Below are 15,870 nucleotides of genomic sequence, written 5' to 3'. Positions count from 1 at the left end.
AGGCAAAATTCGCCCGGTGCTGGTGGTGCGCTCGGCAGGAAATGCCCTGGCGCGGCCATGCCATGGGCCGGCATTGGCTGAGGGGTCTCCGAGCAAACGCTGCTTGATTGAGAAGCCGTCTGGCGGAATTGGCCGAGAGATTTTGATCCGCGGCAGCTTTGTGATGCTGCCGGGCATCTTTGGCACGGCGCGTGCTAGGCGCGATTTAACGGCCGAGCGGGTAGGCGGCCGGGCTTTCGCAGCTACCCCGGAACACACCACAACATGTCCCTTCCCATTCTGATCACCGGAAGTGCCGGCCTTATCGGGTCCGCCCTTGTGGACACGCTGACGGCGCTGGGCCGTCCTGTCCGTACGTTTGATATTGCCGATGCTGGGCAGGACAGCCGCAACGGCGCTGCGGTTGAAGACGCGGTGCGGGGCTGCAGCGGCGTTATTCACCTGGCAGCAGTGTCCCGGGTGCTTTGGGGTGAGCATAATCCCGTGCTGTGCCGGGACGTGAATGTCGGGGGAACCCGCAACGTTCTTGCAGCTGCTGCAAGTAGCGGGAGCCGTCCATGGGTTCTCTTCGGCAGCAGCCGGGAAGCCTATGGGCCGGTCACCCGATTTCCGGCAGATGAAGACACTGCACGCTGCCCGATGAATGTCTATGGACGGTCAAAGCTGGCAGGCGAGAAGCTGGTGGAGGCAGCCCAGGAGGCCGGTGTCAAGGCCGCTATCCTGCGGTTCTCGAACGTCTATGGCCGGATTTCCGATCATGCGGACCGTGTTGTTCCCGCCTTCGCAAGAGCCGCCACCGAAGGGCACAGATTGCAGGTCGAGGGCCGCAATCATGTCTTCGACTTCAATTATCTGGATGATGTCGTTGACGGTATTCTGAAGATGGTCACTTTCATCGAGGCTGAACGGAAGGCGCCACCGCCTGTGCAATTCGTCTCCGGGGTCGGCACCAGCCTGACCGAACTTGCCGAAGCCAGCGTACGGCTGGCCGGAACGGCCGCCGAAATCCACCATGTCGGGCCGCGCAGCTTCGACGTCAACGGCTTCGTCGGGTCGGGGGAACGCGCCCGGCAATTGCTTGGCTGGCAAACGAAGACAAGCATAGAGGAAGGGCTTGCGCATATGGTTCGGGCCTTTGCGGATGCAAATGGCAAGGCTCCGCTTGCAGAGCCTGCATGTGCCTACAGTGCGGGCGCTACTGACGCCGGTCTGTCCGCTGTTTGATTGCTGTTTCTTGAGCTGGTGCCGGTTGAAACGACCGGCCTGGCTTGCTCTGTTGCCATGAATCGGATTAGCTGCAGGAAAGCGTGGCCAGTGGCGCCATCTTGCTTCTGCAACGCTTGCCCGTGATTTGCAATTGCCTGATATCCTTGGGGAAATTTCTTCCGTCAATCGCCGTAAAGCGGATTTTTGATTGACGTATGTCAGAATGCTGCGCGACATTGTCTCCCTGTCGGTCAGCGGGTGTCCGGTCGGTCCCGCGGGAGGGCCCAGACGCTGATCGGCGTTGAAGTGGTGGATCATCTTGTCTGCGTTCACGAGAACGCGGGATGGTCCGGGAGACGTAATGGTCAAGCCAACCGTACACGATATCGCCCGCGAGGCCGGGGTCAGCCTGTCGACCGTCGACCGGGTCTTGAACGGGCGTGCGGATGTGCGCCCGAAGAACGCGGAGCGGGTGAAGGAAGCTGTTCGCAAGCTCGGCTATGTGCGCGATACCAATGCGGCCAATCTCGCCAGGCAGCGCCAGTACAAATTCGTGTTCGTTCTTCCCGAAGGGCCCAATCATTTCGTCGAAACGCTGGTGGCCGCGGTCGAAGAAGCGTCCGGTGCGCAGGTGGCGGACCGGACTGACGTCAGCGTGTTGCTGGTCGACGCCGCCGATCCGCACGCGGTTGTCGACAAGCTGAAGACCCTGGACCTGTCCGAACTGGACGGCGTTGCCATGATGGTTCCGGAAACACCTCAGGTGCGCGATGCCATCGCGCATATCAAGAGTGCAGGTGTTTATGTCGTCGCGCTGGTGTCTGACCTGCCGAACTCGAAATGCCACTATTTTGCAGGTGTCGACAATTTCTCCGCCGGCAAGACCGCAGGGGCGCTGTTAGGCAAGTTCTTGCGCAACGAGACCGGCAGCATCCTGGTGGTGACCAATTCCATGGTGGCGCGTGACAGCATCGAGCGCCGCTTCGGTCTGGACGAAGTGCTGTCGCGGGACTTTCCGCAACTGAAAACCCTGCCGACGATCGAATTCTACGATGATCCGGACCGGATCCATGAAACCCTTGACCATGCGCTCAAGGCACACCCGGAGCTGAAGGCGGTTTATTCCATGGGGTCGGGCAATGCGGCCATGCTGGATGCATTGCGTGAGCATGGCGTTGCCGGACGGTTTGTGGTGATCGCTCACGATCTGACGCCCGTAACGCGGCAGGCTCTTGCCGATGGCGAACTTGATGCTGTCATCGCCCAGAATGTCGGTCATCTCGTGCGCAGTGCCCTGCGGGTCTTGCGGGCCAAATGCGACGGCACGGACATCTATGAGGCGCAGGAAAAGATCCGGATCGAGATCATCATGCGCGAAAACCTCTATTGAGGCTGGCCGCTCCGGCCAAGAGTTCTGTCCCTTAAAAATAAGCAATATCAATATCATGCCCTGTGTTGTCGGCATGAATCAGGTCTGATTGACCTCGAAAAGAAAGACGTATGTCAGTTTTTTGATTGACGTGACATACGTATGTCAGATAGCGTGAGCCTGCACTTGGAGGAGTGCTGCGGTCCGGCATGCGCCGGCACGCGACCATTCGGGAGGACTTCACCCATGAAAACTGCGAAACTTCTCGCGGCGACCGCCATTGTTGCGGTTAGCGGACTATCTGTTTCCAATGCGCAGGCCGATGAGCTGACGCTGTGCTGGGCGGCCTGGGATCCGGCCAACGCGCTGGTCGAGCTGTCGAAGGAATTTGAAGCCGAATACGGCCACACCATGAACTTCGAATTCGTGCCCTGGCCGAACTTCGCCGACCGCATGCTGAACGAGCTGAACTCCGGCGGCAAACTGTGCGATCTGCTGATCGGCGACAGCCAGTGGATCGGCGGCGGCGCGGAAAACGGCCATTACGTCAAGCTGAACGACTTCTTCGAGAAGGAAGGCATCAGCATGGACGATTTCGCTCCGGCGACCGTCTATGCCTATTCCACCTGGCCCAAGGGCGAGCCGAACTACTATGCGCTGCCGGCCATGGGCGATGCCAATGGCTGGTTCTATCGCAAGGACTGGTTCGAAATGCCGGACATTCAGGCTGCCTTCAAGGAGAAGCACGGCCGTGACCTGGCTCCGCCCAAGAAGCAAGCTGAGCTTCTGGAAGTCGCACAGTTCTTCCAGGGACGCGAGATCGACGGTCAGACCCGGTACGGCGCGTCCATCTTCACCGAGCGCGGCTCGGAAGGCATCACCATGGGCGCGACCAGTGCGCTTTATCCGTTCGGCTTCAAATACGAGATGACGCCGGGCAAATACGACATGGAAGGTGCGGTCAACTCGCCCGAAGCCGTGGCGGGCCTGGAGTTCTACAAGGAACTCTACAAGACCGGCACGCCGCCGGGCTACACCGACAGCTACATGGAACAGTCCCTCGATGCCTTCAAGTCGGGGCAGGTGGCCATGGCCATGAACTGGTTCGCCTTCTTCCCCGGCCTCTATGCCGACCCGGATGTGGGCGGCGACAAGATCGGCTTCTTCGTCAATCCCGGCCAGAACCGGGAAGCCTCGACGCTCGGCGGGCAGGGCATCTCCGTGGTGGCCTATTCCGACAAGCAGGATGCGGCGCTTGAGTACATCAAGTGGTTCGCGCAGCCGAGCGTTCAGAAGAAGTGGTGGGATCTCGGCGGCTATTCCTGCCATGTCAGCGTCCTCAGCGATCCGAGCTTCCCGGACAGTGCGCCGTTTGCGTCCGACTTCCTTCTGGCCATGGATAACGTGATGGATTTCTGGCAGGAGCCGGCTTACGCCGAACTGCTGCTGGCGATGCAAAAACGCCTTCATGACTATGTGGTTGCCGACCAGGGCACCGCACAGGAAGCGCTCGACAAGCTGATCGCCGACTGGACCGAAACCTTCGAGGACGAAGGCAAGCTCTGACGGCTCCAGGTGAACCCTGACGATACCAATGCGATTGTCAGGGTTTGACCTGCCCTTGTCTCAGCGGATGGCCGGTCTTTTGTCGGCCAACTCCTGATCCTGCCTCTGCGGACGGCCCGCCTTCTGGCGGGCTGTCTCACCCTGAAAGACCGGCCGTCCCGGCCCGTGCTTTCCGGAACCGTTTCTCAAGAAGAGCGTCTCATGTCCGATACCCCGATAGACCGAGTAGCAAAGGCAACGCCGCCCACCGTTGCCGCGAAAATCCGAGGGCTTTCCGACCGTACGATTGCCTGGCTTTTTGTCGCTCCGACAATTTTCCTGCTGCTTGCGGTCAATATCTTCCCGCTGATCTGGACGATCAATCTCAGCTTCACGAATTTCCGGGCCAATCGGCCAAACCGCGATGTCGAATACATCGGCCTGCGCAATTACGAGCGCATCCTGACCGATGGCGACATCTGGCTGACCATGCAGGCGACCGCGCATTTCCTGTTCTGGACCATCGTCCTGCAGGTGCTGATCGGTTTCACACTGGCCTGGCTGATCAACCGGAAATTCAAGGGCAACGATCTGTGGACCACCCTGATCGTGCTGCCGATGATGTTGTCACCGGCCGTTGTCGGCAATTTCTGGACCTTTCTCTACCAGCCGCAGATCGGTCTCTTCAATTACGGTGTGTCCTTCTTCACCGGGGTCGATCCGGCATCCTTCCAGATGATCGGCGACGTGGCGCTCGCGCCCTGGGCTATCGTGATTGTCGATACCTGGATGTGGACCCCCTTCGTGATGCTCATCTGTCTGGCAGGCCTGCGATCGATACCGGACTATATCTACGAGGCCGCGGAAATCGATCGGGCCAGCAAGTGGCGCCAGTTCTGGACGATCACTGTGCCCATGGTGCTGCCCTTCCTCATGCTGGCAGTCCTGTTCCGCGGCATCGAGAACTTCAAGATGTTCGATCTTGTGGTGCAGCTCACCGGCGGTGGCCCTGGCTCCGTGACCGAACTCACCTCCATCAACCTGAAGCGTGAAGCCTTCGAGAAGTGGCGCACCGGCTATGCCTCCGCCTACGCGATCGTCCTGTTCGTGACTGTCTTCGGCCTCGCCTCGATCTACGTCAAAGCCCTGAACAAGGTGAAGGAAAGATGAGCAGCTATTCCATCACAGAACCGTCTTCGCGGCAGAAGTGGGTGGCCGGGTCGCTGGTCATCGCCTACGCGGTCATCACCCTGCTGCCGCTGGTCTGGATCCTGACGACAGGGTTCAAGTCTCCGGTCGATGCCATCGCCTATCCTCCGAAGGTGCTCTTCGAGCCGTCTCTGGAAGGCTACGTCAACCTCTTCACCACCCGCACCCGCGTGTCGCCGGAACAGCTTCAGGCCCTGCCGCCGCCCGCTACCTGGTACGAGGAAATCGTCCGCAACCGCGACATGGTGATCGCAGGCCCCTCCCGCTACGGCGAAAGGTTCCTGAATTCGGTCATCATCGGATTTGGCTCCACCTTCCTGTCGGTGTTCCTCGGAACGCTCGCCGCCTATGCCTTTTCAAGGTTCAAGGTGCCGCTGAAGGACGACCTGCTGTTCTTCATCCTGTCGACAAGAATGATGCCGCCGATCGCGGTCGCGATCCCGATCTTCCTGATGTTCCGCACCCTTGGGCTGTCGGATACGCACCTGGGCATGATCCTGCTCTATACGGCGGTCAATATCTCGCTTGCGGTCTGGCTGCTGAAGGGCTTCATCGACGAGATCCCGCGAGAATACGAGGAAGCGGCGCTGATCGACGGCTACACCCGCTTCCAGGCGTTCTACAAGGTGGTGCTGCCGCAGGCGGCAACGGGCATCGCCTCGACGGCCATCTTCTGCCTGATCTTCTCGTGGAACGAATATGCCTTCGCGGTGCTGCTGACCTCCGGCACGGCCCAGACGGCTCCCCCCTTCATTCCGACCATCATCGGCGTCGGCGGCCAGGACTGGCCGGCGGTCGCGGCAGGGGCAACCCTGTTCCTGGTGCCGGTCATGGTCTTCACCATCCTGCTTCGCAAACATCTCCTGCGCGGCATCACCTTCGGAGCGGTCCGCAAATGATCAGCGATTTCATGAGCGGCCTCGTCCGCCTGCGCCGCGGGTCCTGGGAAATGCTCGCATCCCTTCTGATCGCCATTGGTGTGATCATGCTGATGCAGCCGGTCTTCCTGTGGGCCTACACCTATTCCTTCATCGTTACGCTGACCGGAACAGTCATGTTCATCATCGTCAGCCACTTTCCGGAGTGACTGTCTTGGCAGAGATCGTAATCAGAAACCTTCGGAAGGAATTCGGCGACTTCACTGCCGTGCAGTCGTCTTCCTTCAAGATCGAGGACGGTGAGTTCTTCATGCTGCTCGGCCCGTCCGGCTGTGGCAAGACCACCACCTTGCGCATGATTGCCGGGCTGGAGCTGCCGACGTCAGGCGAGATCTATATCGACGGCGAGGAGGTCGGCCAACGGCCGGCGAGCCAGCGCGATATCGCCTTCGTCTTCCAGATGTTCGCCCTCTACCCGCACATGAATGTGCGCAAGAACATCTCCTATCCGCTGGTCAGCCAGGGTATGCCGAAACATCAGGTTGCCGAGAAGGTGGCGGAAGTTGCCCGCATTCTCGGGATCGAGAAGATCCTCGACCGGCCGGTGGGCGGGCTTTCCGGCGGCGACCGCCAGCGTGTCGCGCTCGGCAGGGCCATCGTCCGGGATCCGAAAGCCTTCATGATGGACGAGCCGCTCGGTGCGCTCGATGCGGAGTTCCGCGAGCATATGGCCGAGGAGCTGCGGGCGCTGCATGACCGCATGGGCGCCACCACTGTCTATGTCACCCACGACCAGCTGGAGGCGATGCAGATGGGCGACAAGATCGTGGTCATGAACCATGGCGTCATCGAGCAGTTCGGCACGCCGCAGGATATCTACGACAAGCCGGCAACCATGTTCGTTGCCGACTTCATCGGCTCGCCGCCGATGAACTTCCTGCGCTTTCACGGCGAGGTCCATGCGGGCGCGTCCAAGGTAATGATGCATCACGAGGAGCTGGACGTGCCGCGGCTGATGGAACCCTTTGAAGGTGACATGGTCTTCGGCATCCGTCCGGAGCACATCACGCTCAACGACAGCGGATCCTACCGGGGTGAGGTTCTGGCCGCCGAATATCTCGGCACCACGCAGATCGTCACGTTGAAGACCGCCTCCGGTGAACTGAAGGCCCGCATTCCCTCAGACCAGCCTGTTCGCGCCGGTGAATTTGTCGGCCTCGAATTCAACGGGTCAACGGTGACGCTGTTCGACAATCAGTCGGGGCGGGCGCTGCGGTCGGAACTGAACGAGGGAGTGCTTGCTCATGGCTGAAGTCAGGCTGTCAGGCCTCACCAAGCGGTTCGGCGACACGCTCGCTGTCGATGAGGTGAGCATGAACATCCCCAATGGCGCCTTCGTGACGCTGCTGGGGCCGACTGGGGCCGGGAAGACCACCATCCTGCGTCTGATCGCGGGACTGGAACAGCCGGACGCCGGCGACGTCGTCATCGCGGGGCGGTCGGTGGTTGGCGACACGCCGGCGCAGCGCAACGTGGCCATGGTGTTCCAGCAGTATTCGCTCTATCCACACATGAGCGTGCGGGAGAACCTGGCATTTCCGCTTCGCTCGCCCTTGCTCAAGACGCCTGCGGACGAGATCGACCGCAAGGTTGCCGAAGTGGCCGAAGTCTTGCGCATTTCGCACAAGCTTGCCAACAAGGCGACCAACCTTTCCGGCGGCGAAATGCAGCGGGTGTCCATCGGCAGGGCTCTGGTGCGCGATCCGTCCATCTATCTCATGGATGAACCGCTTTCCTCGCTCGATGCCAAGCTGCGGTCTGACCTGCGCATCGAGTTGAAGCGCATCCAGGAAAGCCTGGGGGCGACGTTGCTTTACGTGACCCATGACCAGATCGAGGCCATGACCATGGCAACGCACGTCGGTGTTCTCGATCATGGCCGCCTGGTGCAATTCGGATCGCCGCGCGAGATCTACGAGAACCCGGTCAATCTTTATGTCGCCGGGCGTCTCGGCCAGCCACGCATCAACGTGCTGCCGGCCGATCTTTTTGCCGGTGCGCCGAGCGGTGCCAAGACCATCGGTCTGCGTCCGGAGCATATCGCGCAAGGCGAAGGCAAGGTATCGGAAGTTCGCCGGGTCGAACATCTGGGTGATCAGACCCGGCTGCATCTATCTCTGGATGGACATTCCGTCGTAACGCTGTCAGACAGCCACACCGCCTTGGAACCGGGCGACACTCTCGCCATTCAACCAAGAAATCCGCTTTTCTTCGACGCCAGCGGCGCTCGCATTTCCTGAGGAGACGGGACATGAAGCAATTCATCAATACCAAGGAAACGCTCGTCACCGAAGCGATTGACGGCATGCTGCGCACGGCCGGCGGGCGGCTCGCCCGTCTCGACGGCTATCCGCATATCAAGGTGGTGGTGCGCACCGACTGGGACAAATCCAAGGTGGCGCTTGTCTCCGGAGGTGGTTCCGGCCATGAGCCGAGCCATGCAGGTTTCGTCGGCCAGGGCATGCTCACGGCGGCCGTCTGCGGAGAGGTGTTTGCCTCGCCCTCCGTGGATGCGGTACTAGCGGGCATTCTGGCCGTCACCGGCAAGGCCGGCTGCCTTCTGATCGTCAAGAACTACACCGGCGACCGGCTGAATTTCGGTCTTGCGGCCGAGCGGGCCCGCTCCTTCGGACTGAAGGTCAACATGGTGATTGTCGATGACGACGTTGCCCTGCCGGACCTGCCGCAGGCGCGCGGTGTCGCCGGTACGCTGTTCGTGCACAAGATCGCCGGAGCGCTTGCCGATCAGGGCGCGGATCTGGAAACCATTACCGAGGCGGCGAAGAAAACCATCGGCGGTGCGATCTCGATCGGCATGTCGCTGGACACCTGCACGGTGCCTGGCTCGCCCAAGGAAGACCGGATTGCCCATGGCAAGGCGGAACTCGGGCTTGGCATTCACGGCGAGGCGGGGATCGAGCAGGTTGATTATTCGAATGCCCGCGCCGCCATGGCCATGGTGGTGGACCGGCTTGCACCGAACCTCGCACCTGGACCTCATGTGGCGATCGTGAACAACCTGGGCAGCACGACACCTCTTGAAATGTCGGTGCTTCTGGAAGAGCTCACGGCCTCGCGCATCGGCAGCCAGATCCGCTGGGTCATCGGCCCCGCGGCGATGATGACTTCGCTCGACATGCATGGGTTCTCGGTGTCGCTGCTGCCGGTCGGCAAGACGGAAGAAGCCCTGCTGCAGGCGCCGGTCGCACCCTGGGCGTGGCCCGGCTGCCTTGCGCTTGGCGCTGTGTCGGTGCTGCCGCTGCCGGACGGTCTGACGCCGATCCAGCCGCTGCCGTCCAAGAACCCGGAGACGCGGAAGTTCATCGAACGCTGCTGCGACATCCTGATCGCGGCCGAGGACGATCTCAATGCGCTTGATGCCAAGTCGGGCGATGGCGATACCGGCAGCACGCTTGCCACCGCTGCACGGGCACTGGTGAAGGCACTCGACCGGTTGCCGCTGGCGGATCTCACCCAGCTCTACCGGGCCATCGGTCTGGAACTCAGCCAGACAATGGGCGGGTCTTCCGGTGTCCTGCTGGCGATCTTCTTTGCCGCTGCCGGCGATGCGTCCTCCAGCGGCCGTGGGGCCATTGGGGCGCTGAAAGCGGGTCTTGACCGGATCATGCAGGTGGGCGGCGCCCAGCCAGGTGACCGCACTATGATCGACGCCCTGCTGCCGGCGCTGAATGCGCTGGAAAACGGTGTCGAGGCGGCTGCTGCCGAAGCCCGTCAGGGCGCGGACGCCACGTCGCGGATCACGCGGGCGCGCGCGGGCAGGGCATCCTATGTCTCGGAGGCGAGCCTCTCCGGTCACAACGATCCGGGCGCGGAGGCCGTCGCCCGGCTGTTCGAGCAACTGACCCTCTCACCGGCCCTTACCTCCAAGTCCGCGTAGGCCGGCACCTGACCGGCAGGCCGGGCTTCGAGCCCACGGCCTGCCGGTGCTTTCCCTGATTTTCCATTCTATTGAACCAGCCTCTGGTCGAGTGTCCGCGCCAATGGTGTTCCGGCGTTCGGATAGCCCGCAAGGCCCGGGACATTGCGACCTCCGGCAGGCTTTCCACAAATTCCCGTTGGCTTGATGCTACCGCCTTGATGCCCTTGCGTTAGGTAAGGTGCCTGTCGTCATGCCGGCTGGCGGGTCTTCCTTTGCAGGAAGTGGCAGGGTTGAAGATAAAGACGTTTTCTGTCCATTCTTCTCACGGAAACCCTTGCCTTCGGGATTGATCCATCACAAACTCCGGCAAATTTTACGGGATCTTGTGATGCTTTTGCGGCTGACCAGAATGTATAACTTTCCGATTGGTCGCCTGCATGCAAAGCTCAAGGCGAAGGGAGTGAACCAGGTCGCCAAATAGAGCTTGAAAAAAGTTATGTAATATAACTATTATAGATCATCATCTGATCGGAGGGAGGAATCCGGTCAGGTTTTGAAGTTGATCGAACAGGGAGGAAACCATGATCAACTTGCATAAGCAGTTTGCCAAACTGGCTGTGGCTGCGACTGTCTCCGCAATCGCACTTGGCGGGAGCATGTCGTCCACACTTGCGCAGGAAGTCACGCTGCGCCTGCACCAGTTTTTGCCGGCTCAGGCCAATGTACCCAAGAACGTTCTCGACCCCTGGGCCGACAAGATCGAAGCGGAATCCGGTGGGCGCATCAAGATCGAGCGTTATCCGGCCATGCAGCTGGGCGGCAAGCCGCCGGAGCTGATCGACCAGGTCGTCGATGGTGTCGTTGATATCGTCTGGACCGTTGCCGGTTACACTCCGGGCCGCTTCCCGCGCGCAGAAGTGTTCGAGCTTCCGTTCACGATGACGGATGCGGAGACCATGTCCCGCGCCTACTGGAAGCTTGCCGAAGAAACGATGATGGATGAGGACTTCGCGCGCTTCAAGCCGCTGGCCCTCTGGGTTCATGGACCCGGTGTCATCCACTCCAGCAAGCCGATCGTCGCGCTGTCCGACCTGAACGGCGTCAAGCTTCGCGCACCGACCCGTGTCACCAACAAGCTGTTCTCCAATCTGGGTGCAACGCCGATCGGCATGCCGGTTCCGGCCATTCCGGAAGCGCTCAGCAAGGGTGTTGTCGATGCGACGGTTATTCCGTGGGAAGTCGTCGGCGCGCTGAAGGTGAACGAGCTGGTCAAGAACCACACCGAGTTCCCGGGCAAGGCGCTCTACACCACGTCCTTCATCTTCGGGATGAACAAGGACAAGTACGACAGCCTGCCGGACGACCTGAAGGCCATCATCGACGCTAACTCCGGTGAGGAATTCTCTGCCTTCGCCGGCAAGCAGATGCAGGCCGATGATGCCGGCCCGCGGGCCGCAGCCGTGGAGATGGGCAACAACATCATCACGCTGACGGACGAGCAGGCTGCCGAGTGGGAAGCCGCCGCTCAGGGCACCATCGACGAGTGGTACGCCGAAATGGATGCCAAGGGCATCGACGGCAAGGCGCTGCAGGCCCGTGCCGAAGCGCTGATGGCCAACTGACCGTCATGAAGCAGTCCTCCGGAACCAGGTGTTCCGGAGGGCATTCTTCGACAGGATACACGTAAAATGCTGCTCACTCTGGTGGAGCGTCTCGCGCGCTTCATGGCGATCCTTGGCGGTCTGGTTCTGACAGCGCTGATCGGGCTGACCTGTGTCAGCGTGCTTGGCCGCGGGCTGAACACATTCGGTCATTCCGAATTTATGACCTCGCTGTCCGAAAGCGCTGCCAACGCGCTGATCGCGACCGGCGTCGGTCCGGTTTCCGGCGATTTCGAGCTGGTCGAAGCGGGGATCAGCTTCACCATTTTCGCCTTTCTGCCCATCTGCCAGCTTAAGCGGGGGCACGCCACCGTGGACGTCTTCGCCGGCAGTTTTCCGCGCTGGATGAACCGGTGGCTGGAAGTCGTGTGGGAGGTTCTCCTCAGCTTGCTGATCTTCCTGATCACCTGGCGGCTGTTCGTCGGCATGGAAGACAAGATGCGCTACAACGAAACCACCTTCCTGCTGCAGTTTCCGATCTGGTGGGCCTTCGCGCTCAGCTTTGCCGCCGCCGCTGTTGCCTCCGTCGTCGCGCTCTACTGCGCCGTCGCCAAGGTGCTTGAACTGATCACCGGCCGGCGTTTCACGCCCGATGCCGAGGGAGGGGTCCATTGAGCCTGCTTGAACTCGGCTATCTGTCGTTTCCCGTTCTTCTGCTGCTGATCTTCCTGCGGGCGCCGATCGGCCTTGCCATGATGATTTGCGGTCTGGGTGGTCTCTATCTTGCGACCGGCAGTTCCAACATCATTCTCGCCAAGCTGAAGTCGGAGACCTATTCCACCTTCTCCAGCTACTCGCTGACGATCATTCCGATGTTCCTGCTGATGGGACAGTTCGCGACCCACTCCGGCATGTCGTCGTCTCTCTTCAAGGCCGCCGAAAGCTGGCTCGGCCATCGCAAGGGCGGTGTTGCCATGGCTGCGGTCGGGGCCTGCGCGGGCTTTGGCGCCATCTGCGGATCGTCGCTGGCAACCGCTGCCACCATGAGCCGTGTCGCCCTGCCGGAACTGCGCCGCTACGGCTATTCCGGCGGCTTTTCGACGGCAACGCTGGCCGCCGGCGGCACGCTCGGCATTCTCATTCCGCCGTCGGTCATCCTGGTGATCTATGCCATCCTGACCGAACAGAACATCGCCAAACTGTTCCTGGCTGCCTTCATTCCGGGCATTCTGGCGGCCATCGGCTACATGATCACCATCTCGATCTATGTCCGCCTCAACCCCGGCTCCGCCGGAACGCGTGAGCCGGTGCCTTATGCGGAGCGCATGCGTGCGCTGATGGACGTCTGGCCTGTGCTTCTGGTGTTCGGGCTCGTGGTCGGTGGCATCTATCTGGGCTGGTTTACCCCGACCGAGGGCGCTGCCGTCGGTGCGGCCGGAACGGGCATCATCGCGCTCATTTCCGGTAACCTGACCTGGAAGGTCTTTGTCGACAGCATGATCCAGACGGCTATGAGCACGGCGATGATCTTCTTCATCGTGCTCGGCGCCGGCTTTTACAACAGCTTCCTGGCACTCAGCCAGCTGCCGCAGGAACTCTCCGGCTGGGTCGTTGGCCAGGGCTTCAGTCCGCTTGTCGTTCTGACACTGATCCTGCTGTTCTACCTGGTCTTCGGTTGCCTCATGGACAGCCTGTCGATGATCCTTCTGACCATCCCGATCTTCTTTCCGGTGATCAGCGTGCTCGACTTCGGCATGAGCCCGGAACACGTTGCCATCTGGTTCGGTATCCTGGTGCTGATCGTTGTCGAGGTGGGGCTGATAACACCGCCCGTCGGCATGAACCTTTTCATCATCAACGCGATGGATCGGTCGACGCCGATGAAGGAAACCTACAAGGCGGTTCTCTGGTTCGTAACGTCCGACATAGTCCGTGTGATCCTGTTGGTCCTCTTTCCGTCAATCACCCTGTTCCTTCTGGCTGGCTAAACCCAGCCGGAAGGAGTGCGCCCTTTCGGCGTATCAAAATAGGTATGAGATATAACAATGATGACTAAAACCAATTCAGAGGCTGTGCCATGCTGATATCCGGACAAGCGGCTTTCGTGACAGGTGGCGGCAGTGGCCTCGGGGCCGCGACAGCCCGTCATTTTGCGAGCCAGGGCGCGAAAGTTGCGATCCTTGATTTCGATATCGACCGGGCCCGCACTGTGGCGGAAGAAATCGGCGGCTTCGCCGTTCAGGCCGACGTCAGCGACGAGGCAGCCGTAGGCGCTGCACTCGACGAAGCGATCGGGTTGCTCGGTGAAACGCCGCGCGTTGTCGTCAACTGCGCCGGCGTCGGCTTTGCCGCGCGCATCGTCGGCCGGGAAGGCAAGCTCTCCTTCGATACCTTTGAAAAGACGCTGAAGGTCAATCTCTTCGGCACGTTCAATGTCATGAGCCATGCCGCAAGACGCCTCATGGACGTGGAACCGCTGGAAAACGGCGAGCGTGGCGTGATCGTCAATACGGCATCGGTCGCCTTCGAGGACGGCCAGCTGGGCCAGGCTGCCTATTCGGCGTCCAAGGGCGGCATTGCTGCCATGTGCCTGCCGGCAGCGCGGGAGTTTGCCCAGCACGGCATCCGCGTGATGGCCATTGCGCCGGGCCTGTTCAGAACGCCGATGATGGAAGGTCTGCCGGAAGAGGTTTCAGCCAAGATCACGGCCAACATTCCGTTCCCGCCACGTCTTGGCGAGCCGGAGGAATTCGCCCTGCTTGCCGGGCACATCGTGACCAACCCGTTCCTGAACGGCACGACCATCCGCCTGGATGGCGCCGTGCGTCTGCCGCCGCGCTGAGGAGACACCGATGACAGAACCGATCCTGAAAATTGAGATTTCCGACAGCGTCGCGACCCTGACCATGAACCGTCCGGACAAGCGCAACGCGATGTGCGACGAGCTGCTTGGGGCCATCGACGGCTTCTTCCTGTCTCCGCCCGCCGAGGTGAAGGCGGTGGTCATCACCGGCACGGCCGGGCATTTCTGCTCGGGCCTTGATCTGTCCGAGCATGTGGCCCGCGACGCGGAAGGAACCATGCGCCATTCGCGTGGCTGGCACCAGGTGATGGACCGGATCCAGTTCGGCGGATTGCCGGTGGTATCCGCCATGTTCGGCGCCGTCATCGGCGGCGGTCTGGAACTGGCCAGTGCCACCCATGTGCGCGTTGCCGAAACCTCCGCGTTCTTCCAGCTGCCGGAAGGCCGCCGGGGCATCTTCGTCGGTGGTGGCGCTTCCGTGCGCGTGGGCCGCATTCTGGGAGCGGACCGGATGACCGAGATGATGCTGACCGGCCGCAAGTACAACGCGGACGAAGGCCTGGCTCTGGGCCTTGCTCATTACACCGTCGGCGAGGGAGAGGCGCTGGCCAAGGCGCAGGACCTGGCAAGCCGGATCGCTTCCAACGCGCCGCTGTCCAACTACATCATGATCCAGGCGCTGGCGCGCATTGCGGACATGTCCAAGACGGACGGTCTCTTTACCGAGAGCCTGTGCGCCGCGATTACACAGACCAGCCCGGACGCGCTGGAAGGCCTTGCCGCCTTCCTGGAAAAGCGCAACCCGACCTTCAGGTGATCTCATGAGGAAAACCGCGATGGAACCGGAGACCGAGACCGGAATTGTCAACGTCAGCGACAGGACCCTGCGCGCGCTTTACGGCTATCAGATGAAGCGGACGTTCAACGTCATTCAGTCGGACCTGAGCCGCACCCTGAAGCCGTTCGACCTGCGCATGCTGACCTATACCGCCCTTGTGCTGATCGTCGACAACCCGGGCCTGCGACAATCCCAACTGGCCGAGGCCATGGATATCGAACGGCCCAACCTGGTCGTGATTGTCGACGAACTGGAGCGGCGTGACCTGATCATCCGGGACCGGCTGCCGAGTGACCGCAGGGCCTATGCCTTGAAGGCGACACTGGCCGGTCGCCGGCTGTGTGAAAAGGCAATCGCCGCGGTCATGGAGCACGAAAAGATGCTGCTCAACGGTATCAGCAAGGACGCGTTGAGTGTCGCCACCAAGGTGATGCAACTGATTGAAAGCAACCGCCAACGGGAAGACTGACATGAAGTTTCG

At 61.1% G+C, this 15,870-nt stretch carries 15 protein-coding genes; all 15 read left to right on the top strand.

Annotated elements, in window-relative coordinates; all coding sequences use genetic code 11:
• The first annotated feature begins 264 nt into the window (after positions 1–264).
• The 15 genes from J7447_RS14460 (at position 265) to J7447_RS14390 (ending at position 15,858) form a co-directional block, all read left to right on the top strand.
• Positions 265–1,224 carry an NAD-dependent epimerase/dehydratase family protein gene (locus J7447_RS14460; RefSeq protein ID WP_209170026.1) on the top strand — a complete coding sequence of 320 codons (960 nt, stop codon included), beginning with the start codon at positions 265–267 and terminating at the stop codon, positions 1,222–1,224.
• A 343-nt stretch (positions 1,225–1,567) separates the two neighbouring features.
• Entirely contained in the window at positions 1,568–2,596 is a 1,029-nt protein-coding gene (locus J7447_RS14455) for a LacI family DNA-binding transcriptional regulator (protein ID WP_023003179.1), read from the top strand.
• Positions 2,597–2,821: 225 nt separating this feature from the next.
• Entirely contained in the window at positions 2,822–4,141 is a 1,320-nt protein-coding gene (locus tag J7447_RS14450) for an extracellular solute-binding protein (protein WP_209170025.1), read from the top strand.
• Between the two features lie 201 nt (positions 4,142–4,342).
• The gene (locus J7447_RS14445) at positions 4,343–5,290 is read left to right on the top strand and encodes a sugar ABC transporter permease (protein WP_031270370.1); all 948 of its coding nucleotides are present in this window, start codon (positions 4,343–4,345) and stop codon (positions 5,288–5,290) included.
• Entirely contained in the window at positions 5,287–6,228 is a 942-nt protein-coding gene (locus J7447_RS14440; protein WP_023003182.1) for a carbohydrate ABC transporter permease, read from the top strand. Before J7447_RS14445 ends, J7447_RS14440 begins: the two co-directional genes overlap by 4 nt.
• Entirely contained in the window at positions 6,228–6,416 is a 189-nt protein-coding gene (locus tag J7447_RS14435) for a hypothetical protein (protein ID WP_035908047.1), read from the top strand. The genes J7447_RS14440 and J7447_RS14435 overlap by 1 nt, the downstream gene beginning before the upstream one ends.
• 5 nt (positions 6,417–6,421) lie before the next feature.
• The gene (locus tag J7447_RS14430) at positions 6,422–7,519 is read left to right on the top strand and encodes an ABC transporter ATP-binding protein (RefSeq protein WP_055656157.1); all 1,098 of its coding nucleotides are present in this window, start codon (positions 6,422–6,424) and stop codon (positions 7,517–7,519) included.
• A complete protein-coding gene (locus J7447_RS14425) occupies positions 7,512–8,507 on the top strand; it encodes an ABC transporter ATP-binding protein (protein ID WP_023003185.1) in 996 nt (331 codons plus the stop codon). Before J7447_RS14430 ends, J7447_RS14425 begins: the two co-directional genes overlap by 8 nt.
• An 11-nt stretch (positions 8,508–8,518) precedes the next feature.
• Positions 8,519–10,165, top strand: coding sequence for a dihydroxyacetone kinase subunit DhaK (locus tag J7447_RS14420; protein ID WP_023003186.1), 1,647 nt, complete (start codon positions 8,519–8,521; stop codon positions 10,163–10,165).
• 563 nt (positions 10,166–10,728) lie between these two features.
• Positions 10,729–11,769 (top strand): TRAP transporter substrate-binding protein, encoded by a 1,041-nt coding sequence (locus tag J7447_RS14415; RefSeq protein WP_023003188.1) that lies wholly within the window; start codon positions 10,729–10,731, stop codon positions 11,767–11,769.
• Positions 11,770–11,835: 66 nt separating this feature from the next.
• Positions 11,836–12,423, top strand: a complete 588-nt coding sequence (locus J7447_RS14410; protein WP_023003189.1) for a TRAP transporter small permease — start codon at positions 11,836–11,838, stop codon at positions 12,421–12,423.
• Entirely contained in the window at positions 12,420–13,736 is a 1,317-nt protein-coding gene (locus J7447_RS14405; protein WP_023003190.1) for a TRAP transporter large permease, read from the top strand. Before J7447_RS14410 ends, J7447_RS14405 begins: the two co-directional genes overlap by 4 nt.
• Positions 13,737–13,825: 89 nt before the next feature.
• On the top strand, positions 13,826–14,590 hold the full coding sequence (locus tag J7447_RS14400; RefSeq protein ID WP_055656147.1) for an SDR family NAD(P)-dependent oxidoreductase: 765 nt from the start codon (positions 13,826–13,828) through the stop codon (positions 14,588–14,590).
• 10 nt (positions 14,591–14,600) lie between these two features.
• Positions 14,601–15,368, top strand: coding sequence for a crotonase/enoyl-CoA hydratase family protein (locus tag J7447_RS14395; RefSeq protein ID WP_168685057.1), 768 nt, complete (start codon positions 14,601–14,603; stop codon positions 15,366–15,368).
• 19 nt (positions 15,369–15,387) lie between these two features.
• Entirely contained in the window at positions 15,388–15,858 is a 471-nt protein-coding gene (locus tag J7447_RS14390; protein ID WP_209009312.1) for a MarR family transcriptional regulator, read from the top strand.
• Positions 15,859–15,870: the final 12 nt, after the last annotated feature.

Origin of the sequence: Labrenzia sp. R5_0 (assembly GCF_017743835.1) — a bacterium.
Taxonomy (GTDB): domain Bacteria; phylum Pseudomonadota; class Alphaproteobacteria; order Rhizobiales; family Stappiaceae; genus Roseibium; species Roseibium algicola.
This window is presented reverse-complemented; position numbering and strand designations above follow the sequence as displayed.